This is a genomic window from Methylomonas sp. 2F7 (assembly GCF_057126975.1).
Genome location: NZ_CP195203.1, coordinates 2,910,465 through 2,935,244, shown reverse-complemented (window position 1 = coordinate 2,935,244; position 24,780 = coordinate 2,910,465). Strand labels below are relative to the sequence as shown.

Annotated in this window: 20 protein-coding genes; 11 read left to right on the top strand and 9 right to left on the bottom strand. The window is 50.6% G+C overall.

The window, feature by feature from the left end:
• Position 1: 1 nt before the first annotated feature.
• The 4 genes from thiE to ACR64Q_RS12990 form a co-directional block, all read right to left on the bottom strand.
• The gene (thiE, locus tag ACR64Q_RS13005; RefSeq protein ID WP_313732238.1) at positions 2-628 is read right to left on the bottom strand and encodes a thiamine phosphate synthase; all 627 of its coding nucleotides are present in this window, start codon (positions 626-628) and stop codon (positions 2-4) included.
• Positions 625-1,410 (bottom strand): bifunctional hydroxymethylpyrimidine kinase/phosphomethylpyrimidine kinase, encoded by a 786-nt coding sequence (thiD, locus tag ACR64Q_RS13000; RefSeq protein ID WP_313732239.1) that lies wholly within the window; start codon positions 1,408-1,410, stop codon positions 625-627. The genes thiE and thiD overlap by 4 nt, the downstream gene beginning before the upstream one ends.
• Entirely contained in the window at positions 1,407-3,362 is a 1,956-nt protein-coding gene (locus ACR64Q_RS12995; RefSeq protein ID WP_313732240.1) for a BRCT domain-containing protein, read from the bottom strand. Before ACR64Q_RS12995 ends, thiD begins: the two co-directional genes overlap by 4 nt.
• 194 nt (positions 3,363-3,556) lie before the next feature.
• Complete coding sequence (locus ACR64Q_RS12990) at positions 3,557-4,069, bottom strand: transcriptional repressor (RefSeq protein ID WP_313732241.1); 513 nt, start codon at positions 4,067-4,069, stop codon at positions 3,557-3,559.
• A 198-nt stretch (positions 4,070-4,267) separates the two neighbouring features.
• Here ACR64Q_RS12990 and ACR64Q_RS12985 point away from each other — a divergent pair, with 198 nt between their 5' ends.
• A complete protein-coding gene (locus ACR64Q_RS12985) occupies positions 4,268-5,503 on the top strand; it encodes a diguanylate cyclase (protein ID WP_313732242.1) in 1,236 nt (411 codons plus the stop codon).
• Between the two features lie 42 nt (positions 5,504-5,545).
• Here ACR64Q_RS12985 and ppdK read toward each other — a convergent pair whose 3' ends face one another.
• Positions 5,546-8,284 (bottom strand): pyruvate, phosphate dikinase, encoded by a 2,739-nt coding sequence (ppdK, locus tag ACR64Q_RS12980; protein ID WP_313732243.1) that lies wholly within the window; start codon positions 8,282-8,284, stop codon positions 5,546-5,548.
• Positions 8,285-8,427: 143 nt separating this feature from the next.
• Here ppdK and ACR64Q_RS12975 point away from each other — a divergent pair, with 143 nt between their 5' ends.
• Positions 8,428-9,609, top strand: coding sequence for a BaiN/RdsA family NAD(P)/FAD-dependent oxidoreductase (locus ACR64Q_RS12975; RefSeq protein ID WP_313732244.1), 1,182 nt, complete (start codon positions 8,428-8,430; stop codon positions 9,607-9,609).
• A gap of 564 nt (positions 9,610-10,173) precedes the next feature.
• Positions 10,174-11,034, top strand: a complete 861-nt coding sequence (locus ACR64Q_RS12970; RefSeq protein ID WP_313732245.1) for a hypothetical protein — start codon at positions 10,174-10,176, stop codon at positions 11,032-11,034.
• A gap of 186 nt (positions 11,035-11,220) precedes the next feature.
• Here ACR64Q_RS12970 and ACR64Q_RS12965 read toward each other — a convergent pair whose 3' ends face one another.
• A complete protein-coding gene (locus ACR64Q_RS12965; RefSeq protein ID WP_020482376.1) occupies positions 11,221-11,766 on the bottom strand; it encodes a flavodoxin in 546 nt (181 codons plus the stop codon).
• A 430-nt stretch (positions 11,767-12,196) separates the two neighbouring features.
• Here ACR64Q_RS12965 and ACR64Q_RS12960 point away from each other — a divergent pair, with 430 nt between their 5' ends.
• The 8 genes from ACR64Q_RS12960 to queA all read left to right on the top strand — a co-directional run bounded on the left by ACR64Q_RS12960 (position 12,197) and on the right by queA (position 18,515).
• A complete protein-coding gene (locus ACR64Q_RS12960; RefSeq protein ID WP_313732247.1) occupies positions 12,197-13,504 on the top strand; it encodes a citrate synthase in 1,308 nt (435 codons plus the stop codon).
• 3 nt (positions 13,505-13,507) lie between these two features.
• The gene (locus tag ACR64Q_RS12955) at positions 13,508-13,699 is read left to right on the top strand and encodes a DUF1674 domain-containing protein (protein WP_483823333.1); all 192 of its coding nucleotides are present in this window, start codon (positions 13,508-13,510) and stop codon (positions 13,697-13,699) included.
• A 36-nt stretch (positions 13,700-13,735) separates the two neighbouring features.
• Positions 13,736-14,107: a succinate dehydrogenase, cytochrome b556 subunit gene (sdhC, locus tag ACR64Q_RS12950; RefSeq protein ID WP_036275646.1), complete on the top strand. Its 372-nt coding sequence runs from the start codon at positions 13,736-13,738 to the stop codon at positions 14,105-14,107.
• A 13-nt stretch (positions 14,108-14,120) separates the two neighbouring features.
• On the top strand, positions 14,121-14,501 hold the full coding sequence (gene sdhD / locus ACR64Q_RS12945; RefSeq protein ID WP_313732248.1) for a succinate dehydrogenase, hydrophobic membrane anchor protein: 381 nt from the start codon (positions 14,121-14,123) through the stop codon (positions 14,499-14,501).
• 3 nt (positions 14,502-14,504) lie between these two features.
• Positions 14,505-16,289: a succinate dehydrogenase flavoprotein subunit gene (gene sdhA / locus ACR64Q_RS12940; RefSeq protein WP_313732249.1), complete on the top strand. Its 1,785-nt coding sequence runs from the start codon at positions 14,505-14,507 to the stop codon at positions 16,287-16,289.
• Positions 16,289-17,071, top strand: coding sequence for a succinate dehydrogenase iron-sulfur subunit (locus tag ACR64Q_RS12935; protein ID WP_026601241.1), 783 nt, complete (start codon positions 16,289-16,291; stop codon positions 17,069-17,071). Before sdhA ends, ACR64Q_RS12935 begins: the two co-directional genes overlap by 1 nt.
• Positions 17,068-17,310, top strand: coding sequence for an FAD assembly factor SdhE (locus ACR64Q_RS12930; protein ID WP_313732250.1), 243 nt, complete (start codon positions 17,068-17,070; stop codon positions 17,308-17,310). The genes ACR64Q_RS12935 and ACR64Q_RS12930 overlap by 4 nt, the downstream gene beginning before the upstream one ends.
• Before the next feature lie 185 nt (positions 17,311-17,495).
• The gene (queA, locus tag ACR64Q_RS12925) at positions 17,496-18,515 is read left to right on the top strand and encodes a tRNA preQ1(34) S-adenosylmethionine ribosyltransferase-isomerase QueA (protein WP_313732251.1); all 1,020 of its coding nucleotides are present in this window, start codon (positions 17,496-17,498) and stop codon (positions 18,513-18,515) included.
• A 20-nt stretch (positions 18,516-18,535) separates the two neighbouring features.
• Here the strand turns inward: queA and ACR64Q_RS12920 are convergent, their stop codons facing one another.
• The 3 genes from ACR64Q_RS12920 to ACR64Q_RS12910 form a co-directional block, all read right to left on the bottom strand.
• Positions 18,536-18,997 (bottom strand): type IV pilin protein, encoded by a 462-nt coding sequence (locus ACR64Q_RS12920; protein WP_081733758.1) that lies wholly within the window; start codon positions 18,995-18,997, stop codon positions 18,536-18,538.
• A 183-nt stretch (positions 18,998-19,180) separates the two neighbouring features.
• A complete protein-coding gene (locus ACR64Q_RS12915) occupies positions 19,181-24,223 on the bottom strand; it encodes a PilC/PilY family type IV pilus protein (protein ID WP_026601237.1) in 5,043 nt (1,680 codons plus the stop codon).
• Positions 24,224-24,275: 52 nt separating this feature from the next.
• Positions 24,276-24,776: a pilus assembly PilX family protein gene (locus tag ACR64Q_RS12910; protein WP_026601236.1), complete on the bottom strand. Its 501-nt coding sequence runs from the start codon at positions 24,774-24,776 to the stop codon at positions 24,276-24,278.
• Positions 24,777-24,780 lie beyond the last annotated feature (4 nt).

Sequence of the window (24,780 nt, the reverse complement as noted above, 5' to 3'; positions counted from 1 at the left end):
TTTACTCCGGTTGATGGTTGAATAAGGCTTGGTAGGCGCGCGCAGCGCTTTCCGGTTCACGGTCGAATATACCGCCTATTACAGCTAATAAGTCTGCCCCAGCGGCTAATAGCTGTCCACCGTTTTCCGGCAGAATGCCGCCGATAGCGACTATGGGCACACCTATCGATTGTTTGGCGCGTTGCAGGCTGACAATCTCGGCGGGTGCAGCCAGAGGTTTCGATCCGGACGGGAAGAAGCGGCCAAATGCCACGTAATCCGCGCCGGCCTGGGCCATACTCTGCGCTTTTTCCACGTCGTTATAACACGATACGCCTATGATAGCGTTTGGTCCAAGCAAGCGTCGTGCTTCGGAAATATCGCCGTCGTCGCGGCCCAGATGAACGCCGTCGGCACCGACCGCCAATGCCAGTTCGATACTATCGTTGATTAACAGCGGAGCATCGTAGGCATGGCAAACTTCCAACAAACGACTCGCTAGTTGTCGCGCGTCCAGCGGATTTTTATCGCGGTATTGAATCACTGTTGCGCCGCCGCGCAAGGCAGCCTCTACGTCTTTCACCACTTGGGCAATAGTTTTGTTTTCGGGTTGGGTAATGGCGTACAAACCCTGGCGCGGAAATTTCATGCTTCCACCCAAAATAGCCGATCCGGATTGTATTGACCTTGACCGGGACGATAGGCTGCGGCCAACGATTGCCAAGTGAATTCCTGGGCTTCGCTAACGGCAGTAAACACATCCAGACCTTGGGCGAGGAGCGCGGCGCTGGCGCTAGCCAGTGTGCAACCCGAGCCGTGATAGCTGTGTGGTAAGCGCTCCCAGTTGAAGGTTTCTTGAAGATTTTCTGGCATGTACAAGCGGTTATGCACCAGCTCCGAGCTTTCGTGGGTGCCGGTAATCAGCACGTATTCGGCGCCCTTGCTTTGCAAGAAACGGCCGCAGTCGCCAAGATCGTTTTGCTCGGACAAGCGGCGGGCTTCTTCGCTGTTGGGGGTTAATAAGGTGGTCAACGGCAGCAGTTGCTCGACGATGACATCAAGCAATTGCTGGCCGGCCAATACGGTGCCGCCGCCCGCTGCCAGTACCGGGTCTAGTACTACCGGAATAGCTGGATGTTGACGCAAAATTTGCGCTATGGCTTCGGCAACGCCGGCATCGCCGATTAGGCCGATTTTGAACGCGGAGACTTTAAAGTCAGCCAACAACGTTTGGGCTTGATTGATAACTTCCGCAGGCTGTTGTGGAATCAGCTTGTTGACGTTGCGGCTGTCTTGTTCGGTTAATGCAGTAATCACACTAGCCGCATGGCATTGGTGGCTGACGATGGCTTCGATATCGGCTTGCACGCCGGCGCCCCCGCTAGGATCGTGGCCGGAAAAGCAAAGTACCACTGGGCGGTTGCGGCTCATGCGTCTGCTCCTTCCAGTAATTTTAGAAATTCCTGCTCGGTAATCACACTGACGCCTTTCTCGCGAGCGGCGTTGGTTTTGTTGGCGCCCACATTATCGCCGGCTACCAAATAGTCGGTCTTCGCCGATACCGAGCTACCGACTTTGGCACCTTTGGCTTTGGCTTGCTTGCTCAAGTCGTCGCGGCTGCCGCTGTGTAAGGTGCCGGTGAATACCAAGGTTTTGCCGGCTAGCGGATGGCCGTTGTCGGTGGCTTGGTTTTGCGTCGGGGTGAGATTGAAGCCCAGCGACATCAGGCTATCGAACAAGGGTTTGATCTTGGCAAAGCCTTCCGTGATTACCGCCGCGGTTTTTTCCGCGAAACCTTCGATAGCGACGATGTCAGCTTCGCTTAGATTGAAAATCTCCGCCAAGGTGTAATGCGCCAACAGCCGTTCGCAGTTGCCCAAGCCCATCCGAAACACGCCGAATGCGGACAAGAAACGCCAGTCCTCGACGGCTTCGTTGCGGCTGCGCACCAATTGATCGACCAGGTTTTGCGATTGCTTGGGGCCGAAGCCCATACTTTCGAATTGCTCGGCGGTTAAAGCATAAATCTGGTCGACGCGGCGGATGCCATGTTCGTAAAGTTTTTTGATGGTGGCAGCGCCGAAGCCGTCGTTGTTTTTAAGTACCCGGAAGAAATGCTCCATGCTGTTGCTGATTTGCGCCGGGCATTCCAGGTTGTTCGGACAGATCAGGTAGTCGTTATCCCAAATCAATGCATGGCCGCAGCTAGGGCAGGCGCTGGGTATTGCCGGCTCGGCTGGACGTAGCACTTCCTCGATTTTGGGGATGACCTCACCGGAGCGGGCCAAACGGATCAGCGCGCCGGCGCCTATGCCTTTATCCAATACCATTTTGTAATGATGGGCGGTGGCTCTGGATAATAACGCACCGCTAAGGCGCACCGGTTCCAGCTCGGCGACCGGGGTGATGCGGCCGGAGCGCGAGGTTTGCGGGGTGACGCCAATGACGGTGACTTCGGCGGTTTCCAGATTTTCTTTGTAAGCCAGTTGCCAGCGGTGATGGTGGCGGGTGGCGCCCATCGCTTGTTTCAGTTGTTCATCGACGATTTCCAGGATGACGCCGTCGACGTCGTAATCCAGCTTATGCCAGATGTCTTTGACGATGGTTTCGAAGTTGTCGATCAGATCCTGCCAGACGCCGTTCCAGCAGGGCAGGATCGCAAACGGATAAAACACCGCCGCATGATCGGCGATGGCGCGTTCGGCGTGCTCGTCAAGTTCCTTTTCCTTGATGACGCTGGCCTGGAAGTTACGGGCGTTGTCAAAAAACTCGGCCAGATTGGCGTCGAAATAACTGAGGCTGACGACGATTTCGCCGGCGCCCAGGCCGCGTTGGCCTTGGTTAGCGACTTGCAAGCCGCGCTCGAATACGCGGGTAATGTCGGTGCCTTTGCGGCCGTCACCACGGGTATACAGCATCTGGCCGTCGTCGTAGGCGGCGTAGCCATCGAGTTTGGGAGTGACCTTAAAGAGCAATTCGGCAAAGTTTTTGTCCAGATCGCCAGCGGCTTTTTCGATGCGGCCGGCCCAGCGTTCCACCTCGTCGCGGCTGTAGGCTTTGTCGGTGGAGAGCATGATGGTCGGCAGATCGACGGTTTTGCCGGCGAATGCCGGCTCCGGCTCGACAGTGTGCAGCAGCGGATGCTCAGGCTGACGTTTTTTCAGTTCCGCCAAGTACACAAAATCGTAATCGGTATCGGTGATAATCGGTTCGCCGCCGCGATACAAAGCGTTGGCAATTTCCAGGAATGCGACTAATTCGTTGTCCGTGACGGTATTCAGCAGATCCGCTTGTTCGCACAATTCGCAAAAACGTTGCTCACCAATATCGTTAGGATCTAATGTGGTTTGCAAAAGAATGGCTTTTTGACTGTCGGTAAGCATGCCGGAGATAGATGTGTCGGGTAGGGCGGCGATTATAGAGGATAATATCGCAAAAAAAAGGCGGGAGAGAGAACTCGCCCGCCGAAGCATCTATCTTTCAAGAGGATCATGTCGACGGTAGGAAAACGCGTGACATGGGCTTAATATAAAGTTTTCTGCCGGACAAGCGTTGATCTAGGTCAATATTTATCGGGTTATTGAGTGGCCTGTTCATCCACAGTATTGGTGGTGGGGTTGCAGGTTTTGCATAAGCCATGAATTTCGATGGTTTTACGCTGCGGTACGAAGCCGGCGTCGCCAAGCTCTTTGGACAGCGCGCTGAGTACCGAAGGTGCGGCGCGTTCCTGCACCGTATGGCAGGCGGTGCAGATTAACAACAGTTGATCGTGTTGGGTGCCGGAGCAGTGGCAGCCGACGAATGCGTTTAAACTTTCCACCCGATGAATCAGGCCTTGCTCCAAAAGAAAGTCCAAGGCCCGGTAAACGGTCGAGGGTTTTGCGGCGTCGTTTACCGGCCTGATTTGATCCAGCAAGTCGTATGCTTTAACAGCCTTATGACTGTTCCAGATCAGCTCCAAAATCTTATGGCGGATGGGGGTCAGTTGCACGCCGCGTGTTAAGCAAAGTTGTTCGGCTACACTTATCGCCTTGTGGATGCATACGTTATGGTCATGCTCGGGTGCCGGGAAGATTGCTTTGTCGGTCATTTTACAAAGGGTGATTAGGTTCATTCATTTTGTGGGCGCGGTAAGTTATAGTGCCAGCATAAACAACCCATTTCAAATCGGATTACCAAATAGAGTTTGTGTAATTTTAAGGCGCGCGCTTGAGCGCCATAGTATGGTTGTTTGGCAGTTTCTCGGCGGACTTTTGCGAAGCGGCTATAAGTATTTTTGAGGCAATTAATGAGAAGGATTACATTCCTGGTTTATGCAGTGCTATGGATTTTGTTGATTAGCCTGAACCTATACCAGCAAGTAACGGATACTAAACAGTACGCGCAAAAAATTGCCACGCGGCAGGCGGAGATGTTTTTCGATCACATCGTGTTGATCAGAAAATGGAATGCGTCGCACGGTGGCGTTTATGTTCCTATTACGGAGACTACCCAACCGAATCCTTATTTGGATGTTCCGTACCGGGATGTCGAAACCACGGATGGCAAGCGCCTTACTTTGATCAATCCCGCCTATATGACTCGGCAACTCGCTGAAATGAGCGACGACTCGGGCATTGCCTTTCACATCACCGGTTTTAATCCGATTCGCCCGGAAAATCGGCCGGACCAATGGGAGTCCGAAGCGTTGTTGGCCTTTCAACAAGGTCAAAAAAGCGTGAGTAGTATCGGTACTATCAACGGGCAATCTTTTTATCGTTATATGGCGCCGCTTCATGTCGATCAGAGTTGCCTCGTTTGCCATCAGCGGCAAGGCTACAGAGAGGGGGATATTCGCGGCGGCATTAGTGTCAGTATTCCCAGCGCCAGTATCGATGCCTTTGTGAACGAGCGCCTGGAGCATCTGACGATCACTCATGCGATTGTGTCGTTCGTTGGTTTGATCGTGTTGCTGCTGTCATATTTGGCGCAAGCCAGACTGAGCCAGCGCCTGGATAAGGCCAAAAGCCGCATGCAACTGGCTTATCTGGATTCTTTGACGTTGCTACCCAATCGTCGTTACTACGATGCCTTTGTAAAAAGGGAATGGAAGCGGGCCTTGCGGCATAAATATCCCATCTCGATGATCATGATAGACATCGATTTCTTTAAGCTATATAACGACAATCTTGGACATATCGAAGGCGATCATTGCTTGCGGCAAGTGGCTAGAACTTTGAAGCGTTTCTTTAGAAGGCCGGGCGATTTGATTGCCCGTTACGGCGGCGAAGAGTTTTGTGTAGTCGCGGCCTGTGATGCCGAGCAAATCATGGTGCTGGCGGAGATTCTGCGTAAAGCTGTCGAGAATATGCGTTTACCGCATCCGGCTTCTAAAGTTTCCGAATTTGTGACTATCAGTCTTGGCGTTGCCAGTATCGTACCGGGTGACGACCTGTCTTTCGAAAGTTTGCTACATGCGGCGGATCAGGCACTTTACGATGCCAAGGCCACCGGTAGAAACCGGGTTGGAAAAGGCCGGATTTGAACTGATGGGCCGGGGTTAACCGGCCCTTGCCATGCTGTGTATTTACGAGTGCTTTTCCAATAGTTTGGCATGAGCTGCCGCCAAGCGAGCGACCGGAATCCGCGGTGCCGAACACGATACGTAATTCAAGCCTAGGTCGTGAACGAATTTAATCGAACGCGGATGCCCGCCGTGCTCGCCGCAAATGCCGATTTTCAAATCCGGCCGTTGCTGACGACCCAGTTCCACGGCCATTTTCATCAGTTTGCCCAAACCCTCGACGTCCAAGGTTTCGAACGGATTGTCTTCCAGCAATCCGGATTCTTCGTACAGCGGCAGGAATTTGTTTTCGGCATCTTCGCGCGAGAACGAGAAGGTGGCCTGGGTTAAATCGTTGGTACCGAATGAGAAGAAGGCTGCTGTCACTGCCAGTCGGTCGGCACGGGTACAAGCCCGCACCGTTTCTATCATCGTGCCGAATTTGAAGTTGAGCTTGAGTTTGTATTGCGCTTCCACTTCGGCTTGAATCTCGTCGACATAGGTTTTCACGGTTTTCAATTCTTGCGCGGTGATCACTTGCGGCACCATGATTTCCGGTTCGACTGGTATTCGCTGTTTGACGCACAGTGCCGCCGCTTCCAGAATCGAGCGGATCTGCATTTTGTAGATTTCCGGATAGCTCATGCCCAGCCTGACGCCGCGATGACCCAGCATCGGATTCACTTCGTACAGCTCCAGCACTTTGTCCAGCATCATTTGTTTTTTGCTGATCGCTTCCAAAATCACGTCTTCGTTCAGCATATTGAACGGCGCCGGCATTTCCGCCGGATGGGCCAGAGTATCCAGCGTGACGCGTTGGCCTTTAACGATGGTCAGATAATGTTTCAGCGCATCCAACTCATCGATTAACTGGTGCTCGTTGGGTAAAAATTCGTGCATAGGCGGATCGAGCAGGCGCACGGTAACCGGATGCGGCGACATGGCTTCGAATAGCTGTTGGAAGTCGTCGCGCTGAATCGGGAACAGCTTGGCCAACGCGGCTTCGCGTTCTTCGGTGTTGTGCGCCAGAATCATATCCACCACCAGCGGCAAACGGTCGGCGGCGTTGAACATGCGTTCGGTACGGCACAAGCCCACGCCTTTGGCACCGTAACTGACGGCCAATCTAGCGGTTTCCGGCGTATCGACATTGGCATGCACCCGCAAACGGGCAATGCTGTCGGCCCAGCCCAGCAAGGTTTTCAGTTCCTCGGAGAAGGAGGGCGGAATCGTGGGAATGCGGCCCAAATAGATATTGCCGTTGCTGCCGTCGATGGTGATTAAATCGCCTTCTTTAATATGAATGTCGCCGACGATGGCCAAGCGGGCTCGCACATCGACTTTAATATCTTCGGCGCCAGCCACGCAGGCTTTACCCATGCCACGGGCCACCACGGCTGCATGCGAGGTTTTACCGCCGCGGCTAGTCAGGATACCCTGTGCGGCAAAAAAGCCATGAATGTCTTCCGGTTTGGTTTCCTCACGGAGCAGGATCAAATCTTGGCCGGTTTTGCCCAAACGCACGGCAGTATCGGCGTCGAATACGCAATGGCCGCAAGCAGCGCCGGGTGATGCCGGTAAGCCCTGGGCAATGGCTTTGACTTCGTGATTGGGAGCCAGTTGCGGATGCAGCAATTGTTCCAACATGTCGGGGTTGATCCGCAGCAACGCTTGTTCCTTAGTAATCAGGCCTTCCGAAACCATGTCGATAGAGGTTTTTACCATCGCAGTCGCGTTCATTTTGCCGTTACGGGTTTGCAGGCAATACAAAACGCCGCGTTCGATGGTGTATTCGTAGTCCTGTACCTCGTGATAATGCGCTTCCAGCTTATTCCGCAACTCGACCAGTTGCCGGTATTGCTCCGGCATTTCCTTGGCCATTTCCTGCACCGGCTTAGGCGTGCGGATGCCGGCTACCACGTCTTCGCCTTGCGCATTCACCAAATATTCGCCGTACATCTCGTTGATGCCGGTGCCGGGGTTGCGGGTAAAGCCAACGCCGGTGGCGCAGTCGTCGCCCATATTCCCAAACACCATCGTGACGATATTAACCGCTGTGCCATTGGCAACGTCCGGTGTGATGTGAAACTCACGGCGGTAATCCACCGCGCGTCTACCCAGCCAGGAGTTGAATACCGCACGAATGGCGATTTCCAGCTGTTGGTAAACGTCTTCCGGAAACGGCCTGCCGGTTTCTTCATGGACAACGGTCAGGAACAGTTCGCTAATTTCCTGAAGTTGGTCGGCGGTCAATGCCACGTCCGCTTTGATGCCGGCGGCGCGTTTGACGTTGTTGAAATGCACATCGAACTTCTCGTCTTCGATGCCCAGCGCAACCTTACCGAATAATTGAATGAAACGCCGATACGCATCGTAAGCAAAGCGCGGGTCGTCGGTCATTTCGATCAAGCCGGCCAGGGTTTGCTTGTTCAAGCCCAAGTTTAGAATGGTGTCCATCATGCCCGGCATCGAGATGGCCGAGCCGGAACGTACCGAAACCAGTAGCGGGTCGCTGGCGCCGCCAAACGATTTACCGCTCAGGCGTTCGATCTCGGCGATTTGCTGACGAACTTCGTCCATTAAATCGCTGGGTAATTGCTTGTTTTCCAGGTAGGTCAGGCAGGTTTGCGTGGTGATGACAAAGCCAGGTGGCACGTTAAAGCCCATTTGTGTCATTTCGCAAAGGTTTGCGCCTTTGCCGCCCAGTAATGCCTTGTTTTTGCCGTCGCCCGTGTTGAATGAATAACTGTATTTTGGAGTCATTATGGCCTTGTCGAAGTGTTGAAGTTGGGTGATGGCTGCTGGAAACGCCTTGCGTACCTTGTTGGCGTCTCGGGATGCCGGGTATTGCGGTTAGAATACCCCACTTTTTACCTATTTTTTCGAGTCATTACAAGTTATGCGCCATGGATAAATTTGATGTCATCATCGTCGGAGCCGGCGCGTCCGGTTTAATGTGCGCCATCGAAGCAGGGAAACGCGGCCTGCGCGTGAAAATAGTGGAACACGCCAACAAGCCGGGCAAGAAAATTCTGATGTCCGGCGGCGGGCGGTGTAATTTCACCAACTACAGCATAGCGCCGGAAAATTACATTTCCAATAACCCGCATTTCTGCAAGTCGGCGCTTAGCCGCTTTACACAATGGGACTTTTTGAGCTTTGTCCAGCGCCACCAAATCCCGTTTCACGAACGCCTACACGGGCAATTGTTTTGCGATAACAGTGCCAAGGACATTCTGGATGCGCTGTTGAAAGAATGCGGCCAAGCCGGCGTGACGCTGGAGTTAAATTGTCGGGTGGACCGATTAGAGAAACGCAGCGACGGCGATTTTTTACTGCACACCAGCAGCGGTGTGATTTCAGCATCGGCCTTAGTAATTGCCAGCGGCGGCCTATCCATACCGAAAATGGGCGCCACGCCGTTTGGTTATAAAGTCGCTGAACAATTCGGCATCAAAGTCTGGCCGACGCGAGCCGGCTTGGTGCCGTTAACCCTGCAACCGGACGATTCACAACGCTTTACCCCGCTGACCGGTATCGCGGTGCCGTGTCGGGTAAGCAATCAAACGCAGTCGTTTAAAGAAAATATTTTATTCACCCATCGTGGTCTGAGCGGCCCGGCCATCCTGCAAATTTCCTCGTATTGGCATCCCGGCGAGGCCTTGCAAGTGGACTTATTGCCTGACATGGACTTGTCCGATGTATTGAAAGAAAAACGGCGACAAGGCAGCAAATTAAAAATCCAAAATTTGTTGGCTGAATACTTGCCGAAACGCTTGTTGCAAGCATTGTTGGACGAGCGGCAGCTGGATATAACCGTCGCCAATTACGCCGACAAAGATCTGAACGCGATTGCGGAAAGCGTGCACAACTGGACGATCAAACCCAATGCCACCGAAGGCTACCGCACCGCCGAAGTGACCGTCGGCGGCGTCGATTGCGATGCGATTTCCTCGAAAACCATGCAGAGTTTGCAAGTGCCGGGGCTGTATTTCGTTGGGGAAGTGTTGGATGTCACGGGGTGGCTGGGGGGGTATAACTTCCAGTGGGCTTGGGCTTCGGGGTGGTGTGCGGGGCAGTATGTTTGAGGATTAGTCGTTTAAAACTTTAGCCGCTTTTGAGTATTAAAAACCTCCTTCGCCCTCAGGGAGAAGGTTGGGATGAGGGGGGATCAAAAATTTTCAACATTGCCGTCTGTCAGAGGGAGAAGGGACTCTGAGTAGAGTCGCTGTCGCGACGGATTGTTTTGCAGTCGGTTCTCGGACCGACAACCGAGATACTTTCTTTTGCGTCGCCAAAAGAAAGTATCCAAAGAAAAGGCGACCCGGATGCCGCTTTTATCCTGCGCGCCGAAGGCTTTGAACGGGGTTTTCCGAAGGGGCATCCCAGCCCCTGCGGAAAACGCGATGCATCCCTGCATCGCCCCTCACGGGCTGATCCGTCCAAATCCTCCGGTGCTCGGCGCGGCATAACGGGAGAGAACCCCGCTGCGATATTTGAACCGACTAATATTTGCGAGGCTTTGTGGGGTGCATTAGCTTTAGTGTAATGCTCCGAAAGTTTAAAAGCCAACATGCGGCACAATACGGCTTCGCCTATTGATGCCCTAAGAATGGCGCCTCACGGCCTTGATTATTAAATAGAAACCTAGAATGCCGCAGATCTGTCACTTTTCAAAAATATATGTTTTAGAATCATTACCCCAGAATGAACGGCATACTGGCAAGCTGTTGTGGGAAGATATCGACAACGTGATCTGCTATCACAATCGGCCAGTGAAGACTGAACTGATGCAGGCCATGTCGCGATCTGATTTCCTTGGATGTCTGGCCCGGATACAGATGGCCGCAGAGGGTGGTGAATATCCGATTCTACACATTGAGTGCCACGGTGCGGACGACCAGAGTGGGTTAATTTTGGCGGATGGTCTCTCATTAACCTGGGCGGAGTTGAAGTCATTCCTGACGCGCATCAATGTCGCAACGCGGTGCAATCTACTCGTCGTTATGGCTGCATGTTACGGTGGAAACTTAGGACACCTGATTGTTCCGACTGAGAAAGCTCCGTTCTGGGGCTTTATTGGCCCAACCGGGGAAATTTATCCCAATGAACTTCTATCAACCTTCAACGCATTCTATGGAGAACTATTAGCTTCCCTAGACGGAGATATTTCGCTGGAGGCGTTGTCTGCGAAACCATTGAGCTCCGGAGGATATTATTTCGCATCTGCACTTCACTTTTTCACGGTGGCTTATGCTGGCTACTTGAAAGAATTCTGCTCAGAACTAGCGCTCGACCAGCGAGCGGGAAGAATATCGCGGGAACTTCGTAAGACTGGATCTCAGAATCGTCCTGGAAAAGGTGCATTGAGGCGATGGTTAAAGCAAACAGAAGCCCAATCTTTCTATACCTATCATAGAGAATTCTTTATGCTGGATCTCTTCCCAGAGAATGCTTCAAGATTCGCCCTGTCATTACACGATATAAATGAACTGAAGAAGACTTTAAAATAAGCGCCGCCCGTCTGATCAGCGAAGCGTAAACCGACACATATTGGGGTCGTAGGGTGTGCTGAACAGCGTGAAGCGCACCGATGGCGACAGACGCGCCTCGTTGCGATGGCAGATCCTGTATTGTTGGTAGCGACACTTAAGCGCTGGAACTATTTTACGCGGCTGTGCTTCAATGCCAATGAACAGTCAATTCAACTTCTCCAATAAAGCCGGCTTTACCTGCTCAAGCCAATCCAGAATCCGGGTTTTGGTCAGTTCGGGTTGGTTGTGGTGATCCAGCACCAAGCCGACAAATTTGCCATCGACTACCGAACTGGAGTGGGTAAAGTGATAGCCATCCGTGCTCCAAGCGCCGGTCACCTCGGCACCATAAGACCGAACATGGTGATACAAATGAATTAATGAGCTGGCAAAGCGCGCGTAGTATTTTTGTTGGTTACCCAAACCAAACAGGGCAACCCGTTTTCCGGACAAATCTGCCTCATCCAGGCGGAACAAAAACTCTTCCCAGTTGCCTTCTTCGCTGCCGGTGGTTCTGCCGGGTATTTCGCCGACGCCGTAACTGGGCATGCCCAAAATCAAGGCTTTGTAACCAAGCAGTTCCGTTACTGTTGCTTGATTAACATTCACCGGCTCGCTGGCAATTTCGTCGCCCAAAACTCGGTACATGACCTGCGCCATCATCGCTGTCATACCTTTCTCGGTGCCGTAGAAAATTCCAATCTTGTTCATTGTTAAATCTCCATCGAATTGTCTACAAGCAGCAAAGCAAAATTTAAACCATCAGTTATCTTCGGTTCTGAGTTCTCGCTAAGTCGGTAACTTCAACGCTTTGCGGTAGACTGCCCAGTGGAAAGGAGCGAAACAGTGAATAACGTATTTGGTTATCTTTGTAACAATGAAACAGACACTCTGTCCTTTGCTTACAAAATCTGACAGAAATGTTGCAGTGTTTGGCTAATGCATAACGCTTTTTCTGAACCAAGCGGTGTTTTTATCAATCAGCCGAACAATGGCTTGAACCTTTCCGGGTAATAGGAGCTAATCGCTATGGGCTTGAGCTAAAGATGGATCATGGCATAAGCGGTTGGCCTAATCACATTCGCTGTGTGATAATCGAATTCAACTGCTAAGCTTCTGCTAACAGAAAACTGAGGAAACCATGTCAAACGATACTTTACTGGTCAGGCATAACGCCACCGGAAAAGAAGTTGAATATCCGTTGTTGAAGGGGTCTTTGGGTGCAGATACTGTCGATATTCGCTCTTTAAACAAAGATCTTGGGTGTTTTACTTACGATCCGGGCTTTATTGCCACGGCTGCTTGCAAAAGCAAAATTACATACATTGATGGCGACAACGGGATCTTGTTGTATCGCGGTTATCCCATCGAACAACTGGCGGAGAACTGCGAATTTACTGAAGTTGCCTATTTGCTGATGAACGGCGAGTTGCCCGATGCCATGCAGTTGCGCGACTTTAACGAGGAAATCAGCGATAGGGCTATCATCCACGAAGCCTTGCGCAAATTCTTTGATGGTTTCCATTACGATGCCCATCCTATGGCGATGCTGGTGGGTGTGGTGGGGTCCTTGTCGGCGTTTTATCACAGCGATTTGAACATTAAAGATCCCGCTAGCCGTATGATCTGTGCGACCCGGTTGATAGGCAAGATGCCGACGATTGCCGCAGCGTCTTATCGGCATTCCATAGGTAGACCTTTTGTTTATCCCCGCATGGATCTGAGTTATTGCGAGAACTTCCTGAATATGATGTTCTCGCGTTCCTCGCAAAATTATATCGATCAGGAACATTACATCGATCCCAATCTGGTCCAAGCACTGAATCTGTTGTTTATTCTGCATGCCGACCACGAGCAAAACGCCAGCACCTCTACAGTGCGCATGGCAGGCAGTACCGGTGCCAATCCTTATGCCTGCGTGGCAGCCGGCATAGCGGCGTTATGGGGACCGGCGCACGGCGGCGCTAACGAAGCGGTTTTGAACATGCTGGCGCAAATCGGTAGTGTGGAAAACGTACCCAAATACATTGCCAAGGCCAAGGACCATGATGACCCGTTCCGCTTAATGGGCTTTGGGCATCGGGTTTATAAAAACTTCGATCCTCGCGCTACCATCATTCGCAAAACCTGCTACGAGGTGTTGAGTAGAACCAACACCAGCGACCCCTTGTTTGAACTGGCCTTGGCCTTGGAAGAATATGCGTTGAAAGACGAGTATTTCATTGAGAAAAAACTCTACCCCAATGTCGATTTCTATTCCGGCATTATCTACAAAGCCCTGCACATCCCCGTCGAAATGTTCACCGTAATGTTTGCGATAGCCCGCACCGCCGGCTGGATTTCACATTGGCTGGAGATGATGGAAGAGCCGGCGACGCCGATCAGCAGGCCGAGACAGTTATACGTCGGGCCGCCGCGTCGTGATTATGTGGCTATCAATAATCGCTAAATTATGCAGAAAACAGACATGAAGTCCGCTAAAAATACCAAGCAAGAACCGCCTGAAAGCGCTCAGACAGAATCCGAGAAGACGCCGTCCACGGAGCAAAATCCTGCCCTTCCGACAGAAATTAATGGCCCGAAAGGGCCTGAACCCACTCGCTTCGGCGATTGGGAGCGCAAAGGCCGTTGCGTCGATTTTTGATTACACATTATTTTTCAACTTAACCTAGGGTAAATCATGTCAGCAAACAGACCACTTTCGCCCCATCTGCAAGTCTATCGATTGCCCTTAACCGGCCTGGTTTCAATCACCCATCGCATGACCGGGGTGTTTCTTTCCATGGGCTTGGTGCTATTTGTCTATGTGCTGTTTGTTATTGCCGCCGGCGAAGGCGCTTACGGTGCCATGCAGGCATTTATGTCGTATTGGCTGTTTAAGCTGGTGTATTGGGGCTTTATTTACGCGCTATTTTTTCATTTGGTGCACGGTATTCGCCATCTGATTTGGGATTTTTGCAAAACATTCGAGCGGATGACTTTGGATAAATACGCAGTTTACGAGCTGATTGCTTCCGCTTCGTTGACACTGATTACCTTTGTGGTTTCTTAAAAGAGGGCTGGTTATGGATTACAAAGCAACATTGGAAAAAGCCGCTGATTTTTTCTCGGTACATAGCGGCTCAGGTCATTTTTGGTACCAACGCGTCACCGCAGTAGCCTTGGTGCCGTTGTCAATCTGGTTGATTGTGTTACTAAACAAAGCGTTGAACGCGCCGTATGCCGACACCGTTGATTGGTTGTCTTCGCCGATAAACACCTTGGCGATTATCGCCTGGACCGTGGCAGTGGTTTACCACGCCGCTTTAGGCGTGCAGGTGGTGATTGAAGACTATGTGTCTACTATCCCCGTCAGACACTTGGCGATACGCGCCACTAACCTGATTTTTTTAGTTTTGGGTGTCGCGGCATTACTCGCGATTATCATCATTTTTTTGGCAAGGTAACTCATGGCCTCAGCATATAACATCATCGAACACCAACATGACGTAGTGGTGGTTGGCGCCGGCGGAGCCGGCTTGCGAGCGACCTTTGGCATGGTAGAAAAAGGTCTAAAAACCGCTTGTATCAGTAAAGTGTTTCCTACTCGTAGTCATACTGTGGCTGCACAAGGCGGGATTAGCGCCGCGCTGGGTAATATGGGCGAAGACGATTGGCGTTTTCACATGTACGACACGGTGAAAGGTTCGGATTGGCTCGGCGATCAAGATGCCATCGAATACATGTGCCGGGAAGCGATTCCAGCCATCATTGAATTGGAACACTACGGTGTACCGTTTTCCAGAACCGCGGAAGGTAAAATCTACCAGCGGGCTTTTGGAGGTATGTCCACTCATTATGGCAAAGGTCAGGCACAAAGAACTTGCGCGGCGGCAGACGTGACCGGGCATGCGATTCTGCACACTTTGTATCAACAGGCTTTAAAGCACAACGCCGAATTCTTCGTCGAATACATCGCGCTGGATTTGATTATGGAAGAGGGCGAGTGTCGCGGTGTTCTGGCCTGGTGCCTGGATGACGGTTCGATTCATCTGTTTCGCGGGCATCAAACAGTAATGGCAACGGGCGGCTATGGTCGTACCTTTCTATCTTGCACCTCGGCGCATACGGTTACCGGCGACGGCAATGGCATGATCTTGAGAGCCGGTTTGCCTTTGCAAGATATGGAATTCGTGCAATTCCACCCAACCGGTATTTACGGTTCCGGCTGTTTGATGACGGAAGGTGCGCGCGGGGAGGGTGGTTATTTGACCAACTCCGAAGGCGAACACTTCATGGCTCGTTACGCCCCGCATGCTAAAGACTTGGCTTCACGCGACGTAGTCAGCCGGGCGATTACGGTGGAGATTAACGAAGGACGCGGCATCGGTCCCAAGAAAGATCATGTGCATTTGCATTTGGAGCATCTCGACCCGGCCATCATCCATGAGCGTCTGCCAGGTATCACCGAAACCGCCAGAATTTTTGCCGGTGTCGATGCGACCAAGCAACCGATTCCGGTGTTGCCGACCGTGCACTACAACATGGGCGGCATTCCGACCAACTACAAGGCCGAAGTCGTTACGTTGAAAGACGGTAACCCTGATTATGTAGTACCGGGCTTGATGGCGATCGGCGAAACCGCCTGCGTTTCGGTGCATGGCGCCAATCGTTTGGGTTCTAACTCTTTGTTGGATTTGGTGGTATTCGGCCGCGCGGCGGCGATTCGTTGCACAGAGCTGATCAAGCCGGGCATGCCGCATAAGCCCTTGGCAAAAGACGCCACGGATCAAGCGCTATCGCGTTTCGACAAAATCAGAAATGCCAATGGTAGCCGCACAACCGCGGAAATCCGTATGGATATGCAAACCACTATGCAGTCTAAAGCGGCGGTATTTAGAACTGAATCCACGCTAAACGAAGGGATCAAGGCGATAGGTGAGATTGCCGCATCGTTTGACGATGTCAAAGTGGGTGATAAGTCACTGATCTGGAATACCGATTTGGTGGAAACACTGGAACTGGATAACCTGCTCGGTCAAGCGCAAGTTACTATTACTGCCGCCGGTAATCGTCAGGAAAGTCGCGGTGGTCACGCACGCGAGGACTATCCGAAACGCGATGACAAAAACTGGATGAAGCACACTCTGACCTGGCGGGAAGACAATAAAGTCAAAATAGACTACCGCCCCGTCCACCTGTATACGCTCACCGACGAAGTAGAAGTCGTTGCGCCTAAAGAGAGGGTTTACTAATGGTTGAATTTACACTCCCCAAAAACTCGGTCATAAAAAAGGGTAAAACCTATAAAGCCGAAGGCGCGACCAACATCCGCAATTTCGAGGTTTATCGCTGGGATCCTGACTCCGGAGAGAATCCCCGCATCGATACCTATGAGATCGATATGGACCAATGCGGGCCCATGGTGCTGGATGCGATTCTCAAAATTAAAAATGAAATCGACAGCAGTCTGACGTTTCGCCGCTCCTGTCGCGAAGGCGTCTGCGGCTCGTGCGCGATGAACATCAACGGCAAAAACACGCTGGCCTGTACCAAAGCGATTAGCGACTATAAAGGCACCGTGAAAATATTCCCGTTGCCGCATATGTCGGTGGTCAAGGATTTGGTCGCAGATATGACGCATTTCTTTGAGCAATATACGTCTATAAAGCCCTGGTTAACCACCGAGTCCGCAGCACCCGAGAACACAGAACGTCTGCAAAGTAGAGATGAGCGGGCTAAGTTGGACGGCCTGTACGAATGCGTACTCTGCGCATGCTGTTCAACCAGTTGCCCAAGCTATTGGTGGAACAGCGATAAATATCTCGGACCGGCGATTCTATTGCAAGCCTATCGTTGGTTGGCCGACAGTCGTGATGAAAATGATAAGGAACGTCTAGACGAGCTCGATGAGTCGTTTAAATTGTATCGTTGTCACACCATCATGAACTGCACCGATACCTGTCCTAAGGGGCTTAATCCGGCTAAGGCTATCGCCGAAATAAAGAAGCTGTTGGTGGAACGCGATCATCTGTGAGCGAAAACATCAATAAACTGCGCTGGCGCTGCCGGCGCGGTACCCTTGAGCTGGATTTGATGCTGCTCAGGTATTTAGAAAATCGTTATCTCGCCGCCGAGCTTTTGGAACAGCAGACATTTTTGCGAATGCTGGAACTTGAAGACACGGATCTGATGCGATACTTGATGGGTGAACAATTGCCGAACGACGACAGTATGAAAAACCTGGTCTTGGTAATAAGGGCTTTGCCGGTTTAAGCTTTGCTAAAATGCTATCTGGACTGCTTATAGATGATTGAGGCTACAATCTGGCTTCAAAATCGATGCTTTCCATCATACAAACTGATCTAACGTATTAAAAAACCCCAAATAAATTCTCCTCACCTGTCTTGTGGCTGATAAAGTCCCAAGATTGTTCAAAAGTCATTTAAATACTATTCGGAATGAAAAAGAGCGACTTTAATTACCAGTTGCCGGAGCAACTTATTGCCCAGTATCCGCTGCCGGAACGGAGCGCCAGTCGATTGCTACGTCTGGATAGACAAAGTGCGGCAATTATAGACTGCCAGTTTGCCGATTTTGTCGACATGATAAGCAGCAACGATTTATTGGTTTTTAACAATACCAAAGTAATGCCGGCTCGCTTGTTCGCAAATAAGTCAAGCGGCGGTAAAGTCGAAATATTGATCGAGCGTATCGAGGATGCTCATACAGCGCTTGCTCATGTTAAAGCAAGTAAGTCGCCAAAGACCGATGCCTTGTTGACCTTGGAGAATGGCGCGGTATGCAGGGTTATGGGTAGACATAACGATTTATTCAGGCTGTGGTTTGAAGCGGAAGCAGGCTTGTTGGCGCTATTGGACGAAGTAGGGCATATGCCGCTGCCGCCCTATATCAGCCGTTCTGATGAAGCGAGCGACTTGGATCGTTATCAAACCGTATTTGCCGAGCAATTGGGTGCCGTGGCGGCACCCACTGCCGGCTTACATTTCGATCAAGCAATGTTGGATCGCTTAGATCAAAAAGGCGTAGCGCGCAGTTTCGTCACTTTGCATGTCGGCAGCGGCACGTTTCGCCCGGTACGCGTCGAAGACTTATCCGAGCATGTGATGCATAAAGAATCTTACGCCGTCTCGCAAGCTTGCGTGGACGCGGTAAATCAAGCAAGGGCCAGAGGTGGCAGGGTTGTCGCTATAGGTACCACGGCGGTAAGAGCTTTAGAGTCAGCGTCACGCAACGGCGGATTGCAAGCTGGATTCGGCGATACCGATTTATTTATTACGCCAGGATACTCGTTTAAAGCAGTGGATGCTCTGCTGACCAACTTTCATTTGCCGGAGTCGACATTGCTAATGTTGGTTTCGGCATTCGCGGGTTATGACGCAGTGATGAACGCGTATCGGCATGCTATTGATCAGCGGTATCGATTTTTCAGCTATGGCGATGCGATGCTAGTTATCTGAGCGCTTGCTCAGCCAGGGTTTTATCTGCTCCAACATGTGGAGGCATCTAATGTTGCGCTCGCTACCGTTTTGCTGCCGGTATTGTCTATTAATAAGGTACCGCATTTGTCACCGGCTTGGGCTCCGGCTGGAACCGCGCTCAAGGTATAGCTACTGGAGCTAGCAGCACTAATTGTTACCGTGTAAAAACTGGCGGTTTCGGTTGGGATTGTGAAGATTGACGGTGCGCCAATATCGCCCGTTGTTGTTCCACAGCCGGTTACCGCAGTGCCTCCCGCAGCGGCGTCACAAAAGGTATTGGCTTCCGTAAAACGTCGCTCCATGGCATTGGTTAATCCGAGCAATACGCCTTTGACATCCGCTCTTCGCGATTTGCGTACACTCTCTTGATAGCCAGGTATTGCGACGCCGGCAAGTATGCCGATGATCGCCACTGTAACCATTAACTCTATAAGAGTTACGCCTTGTTGTGTTTTGTTCATTTTAATTTTGACCGGTTTGGGTTTTATCGTTTATTGAAATATGTAAGCCTGTTATCTCATATCGGTTTAATTCAGTGAATACAGGCAAATTCGTACGACTAAACCCCGATTAACCAAAAGTCACAGGCATTAAATTCTTAGTATCAGACTAATTCCAAAATAAGCTCTCAACAACTTAGCTATTTATCTCAATTGGCGCCAAGAAGTTCTTTTGCCGCCACCTCCTCCGCCTCCGGGGGGATTGGGCGTTTTAAATGACTTTTCACCCGTTCCGTCACTGCCGGATCCGATGGCGTGATTTTCAACAAAACTTAGGTTTGTAACTAAGCCAATGCCCATGTCCCAACCTGAAGCGGCAACTAATTTACCATTGATTAACATATAATCATTCACGTCAACCTTACCATCATTACCGAATAGATCGAAAGCGGGTGTTGCCGGGCGTTTTCCTGTAGTTGCCTCAATGGACATCTCGCGGCTTACGCCGCCACCAGAGCATGGATCAGCGCTGGGAATCATCGTTGAAAAAATAACCAAATCTTCATACATCACCGGTGGACTAACCACTCTTTCACCTTGCAAGATATTGGTTGGTTTTACGAGATTCATTACCCAACCTTTTTTGAGATTGGTTGCACTACAGGTGGTGGTGAGAGTGTCGTCGTCTGTTGAAGGACTTGTAGCCGCCGAATAACACACGGTATTTCTGGAAGTTACCCGTACCACTCCTGTGCCCGCAGTGCCAGTAGAGTTAACCGGTACGCTTTCGTAGGTAATGGTTTGTTCTTGTAGCTTTGCTCTGTCCGTAATAGTGCCAGAGTTATCATCCCACAGACCGTAAAAAGACTGAATTTGCGGACTGGCTGGCAAGACATTGTCTGTGGTTTCAAAGTATTTGCCAGTGCCGAAATAAACCATAATTCCACCGGTTTGCTCTGCACCAACTGCGCCGATATTTGGTTTTCCTGTAATTGGTTGACGGTTTGCCGACGGGCACGAAGTGCCTGAGGTTGTGCATGCTACAAAGAGCGGCGAATTACTGTTGGCAATAGCCCAGCTGGTTGCGGAAGAAGCGCTCACGTCGAATTCCCAGAAGTTTCCGTAGAGATCTCCAGCGTATATGGTGTCGGCAATTTTGTCACCGTCAGTATCTACAGCTTTTGGTGATGAAAGACCATTTTTTTTCGCGGCGTCACCGACACCGGTATCAAGTTTTTTGATTAATACGCCGGTTTTGGCGTTGAGTATATATAGCACTGCTTTACCCGCATCGCTGTTATAACCATTCGCAACGATAACCGCCCAAGTGCCGTCTTTCATTCTAGCGATAGCGGGTTGACCTATTGTATAGCCTAGGTCATTGTCATCCGTGCTAGTGAACTCCCATAAAACGCTGCTGGCGCCAAACGTATCCGGATTAGTGATGTCGAGAGCGAATGCGGCTCTGCCTCCGGCTCCTGTGACACCTGCGAGAAGGGTGTGCCAGCTTGAGTCGTAATATACGTCTCCAAAGCTTGACTTACCGTCAACAAAATACTGATGGGTGTATGTGAGTGATGTCAGCTTACTTAATTCCGGAAATAGAGCATTCGGAATATAGGCAAAAACTTCTGTACCGCCGGAAGTAATCGATCCGGCGTTCTTTTTGGCGTCGAACCCATGCAGCATGCCGTCATTGGCACCTACGTAAATCATGGGTCTGCGATTTTGGTAACTCGTGCTGGCTCGAAATGAAGTGTAGTCGCTACCTTCTGCACCGGGTAAGGAGCTGTATCCGAAGTCATCGGTTCCAACATAGATGGGGTCGGAGTTTACGATGTCGCCGAGCTTATTGGTATCAATCGAGCCATTTGCCAGATCAGTGCTGTTTTCCAGGAAGGTGCCATCAAATTGCTTGATTCTGTTTCTAAAGTTTTCGCTGCCTAAACGCAGTTCTTTTGAGTTATCCCCTCGCAGCCAATTCAGTCGTAATTCTCCTTTGCCGTCAGCTGTGCCGAAGACTTGGTTGAGATAATCCTGTTGCGAACTACCGGTCGGCGTAGTGGTCAAGTTCGCCCAAAGAAATTCCATACCGCGTGCACCACTGGTTACAGTTGGATTGAGGGTATAAATTTTACGACTACCGGCTGTTGGTAATTTTGTAGCAGCATCCCAATTAAGATTATTTGTTTCAAGTTTGCCTGTAGTTTGATTGAGTGGTATGGCCAACAAATGACCACTCCAGTCACGTGGGTCGAATTTGGCTTGATAAACCAATGTCCCTGAATTTAATTTTGCGGTATTGGCGGCTACTGCCGAGGACGAACTCACGTTGCTGAGTATTTTGGCGAAAGCTTTTCCCAATTGTTCGGAAAGTTTACCTGCATTGGTTACCAGAAAATAACCGTCCGGAATACCATTTTTATCTTCGTCCCATTCATTTTGGTCCAGAATACCATCTTTGTTTTTGTCGCTTACGCCCCATTTCGCTGCATACCATAGCGGGTCGTGTTTCACGAAACTGGCTGAAGTTGTAGTGCCGACGGTAAAAGTCCGGGTTGCAGTTAGCGGCAAGGCTGTGTTGTCCGACCAAGTGCCACCAGGAAATTGGCCGGGAGGCGTATCAAGGAAATAGTCGGTATCGCTTCCTGAACCAGTGTCTTTGTCACGGACTTCCAAGTAGACCCCGTCCTTGGTGGTACCGGAAATAACGTAACCCATATGCTGGACTATACCGCCAGCAGCATAGGTTGAATTAAGTTCAACCACTACCTGATTTGATGCATTGACCGTAAATGTGTATTCCACAATGGCATCCATATCATGATCGGCGGCTTGCTCGACGTCCTCGTAATTTATGCGAAATTTTCCGTACGGACGTCCGCCGTTAATGGAGGTATCTTTATTCCCTGTTGTCACACCGGATACAGGTTCTACCGTGTTGACAATCTTTTCCACATAAAAGTCTACGATCTGATTGGTGGGTTGAAAGCTGGTTGAGGTCGCGGTGATGCTGGAGCCCGCTACGGATTTTGCGAACGGTACCAAGGTTACTATCTTACCGTTTACCGGTATTTCGATTCTGGGGAGCGGTGAAGCCAATGCGACGGCCAAAGTATCGGTCTTCTGGTCGCCGGTAGCGGCATTTAAGTCGGTTTCTCTGCCGTGCAGAGCAATGCTGCCAGCGTAAAAGCCACCTAATTTGGTAGGTTCTTCCGGCGCTAAGCCACGGATATTTTTAAAGCTGCTTGCCGATTTTGCCGTGGGGGCACCGTCGCTGACAATCCCCGATTGACCGATAAAAATATTGCTCGATTCGGATTCGTTACCCCATATTGTATCGGCTAAGGTCGATACATTCAGACCAGACAAATCACCTGAGAACGACGAGTCAAAATAGCTGCCGGGCAACTGATTGGTATCGTAGGATGCGTTTATATCGCTTATAACCAGTTGCATCGGTTTCGCACAGCTCAGATATTTACCGCCTGTATTTGAATATGGATCAAGCCAAGTCGGCAAAGGCAATCCCAGTGTTGCATCAGGGGTATCCGTGGCTGTGATGGAGTAGGCTGAGGTGGGGGCTGCTTTACCAGCAAAATAGCGCAAACCCTCGTACATCATTTCCGCTATAGGGTTACCCCATTCGGCTGCTTCACCTTCCGTTATTGCGCGCGTGGTAATCCACCCAGAAGCGTAAGCGTGATCCGAGTAGTTGAAGGTGTTGATACGGAGGTTGTTGATTGTCTTGACGATACCGTTGGTTGTCGTAAATATGCCTGTAGTAGGGTCTACTTCGTTGGTGAAAGATTCTATGTTTTTCCTGAGTACGCCGCCTGAGATGTTCTTTTTATAAGAACCGGTCAGCAAGCCAAATGCCATCGAGTCATTTTCGCCATAGGTGTGTAGCAACCCTGTGGGTTTATAGGTTGTGGTTGATCCACTTTTGTAGGCTTTGCAGTTGGCTTCCAATTTGCCGGTTTCGCAGACGTTAACATTGACACTGTAGTCGGTGATGCTAGAGGCGGTATTCGAGGTGTCCCAGCGCAATACGAAGCTGTCGTCGCCGTAAGCCTCCTCGTGGTGGTATTCAATATCGTAAGCGACACCAGCGGTGAGATGAATAGTGCCATTATTAGTATTGCAATTGCAGACGCCATGGCCTCCGTAATATCCTGCCACTACCGTACCGTTAATCAATACTTCTACTGCATCGTCGCCATCTACCGAAAACTTGTAATTGAGACTGGCAGGAACAGTGATTTTTCCTTTTACAACGGTTAAATAACGTTCGGTACGTTCAGGATTACCATTGGCCTCCAGTCTAGTCATATTGTCAGTGAGGCGTAAGTTACCGGTGGTGCCGTAATTAGTAACAAATGTTGCATACTCCGCAGCGCTCGATGGATGGGCGGGAGCAGTATCTCCGGTTCTATAAGTTTTTCTCACCAAATTGCTGAATACTATATCGGGAACTACCGACCAGTTAGAGCTACCCGTGGTTGCACAGGCTGTACGGCTGCCGTTATCGCAATCGCTACCGGCCACGGGCCGTTCGATGGAAAGCCATTCCCAAACGCGGTAGGAAGTATTATTTAAGACGCGCATCAAGGGTTGGCCGGTGTAACTTAAGGACACATTTGCAAATAGGTGGCTTTTCCCCGTAGCGGGCTCGGCCAACGGTGTGTAGTCTGAGATAAGGTATCCCGGGTTATTGCTAGGATTGTATTCCTTACCCCATGAATGGGCATCTTGAGGGATAAATGAGCGTTTGAGTACGGTCTTCGAGGTGGTGTCGTCGCCTCGGTAACCGCCATATAGTACCTTGCGGAGAGCGTCAATACGCGCGGTTGTAATGTAGTTAAGAAAATCACCGCTCCAGTCGCCGTCCACCGATGAACAGGTTTTATCAGTAGCTGATGGTGTTTTTGCTTTCGGTGTAAAGTATCCTCCGTCGCTGTCCGCGTAATCGTAACAACGATGCGAGTCAAAATACCCGAAGTAGTCGATGCTTGGTTTATAGCCAACGTCAATTAACCCATCGCCGTTAAGGTCAGAAGCATCGTTATAGGCTTCGTAATAGAGCTTGTGGTCGCGACCCATGGTCAGCATGACAATAGGTGGAACGCTCGAGGTTAGAAATAAGGGTTGTTGAGAAATACCTGCCGAAGCGTTGAAGCTTGCTAGCAATGTCTGAGACAGAATCAGCAAAAAATAGGCTTTTACTTGGCGTTGCTTAGTTTTCATGATTTTGCCCTCTGCGTGTTTCTGTTTGCATATAAATAGTCAGTATGACTAACTAAATTTGGTAAATAGACTGGAGCATGACGATAGTGTCTGCTGTGCCGCCGGTTGCTCTGGCGGTAATTCGATAGTTATGTGTGCCGGGACATGCCGCAGGTGCGGGTAAGCAGCCCAAATCTTCAATTATGTAACGGGGATTAGCGCTGAGGTTTGACAAAACGCCTGTGTAAAGTACCGAATCATTGTCGTCCCAACTTATGCTGTCCCAAACTTCCAAGGTTTCCGCAGTAGCTGTGTTGCAATCTTTATCGCGTGGATTGAATCTGCCGGCGGCTTTGCTGCAGGTATAGGTATGTGTATTTAGCCAAGTTTCCCCGGCTTGCAAGGCGGACTCCGCCGCTTGAAAGGCAAGATTACGGTCACGCATATTGCCGGCCATTTTTTCTTCCAGACTGGTGACATTGGTGCCCGTCACGCCAATGATCGTCAGAAGCATCAGCATGATTAAGCTGACGATTAGCACCGCACCAGTTTGTTTTATTTTCGAATTATTCATGGTG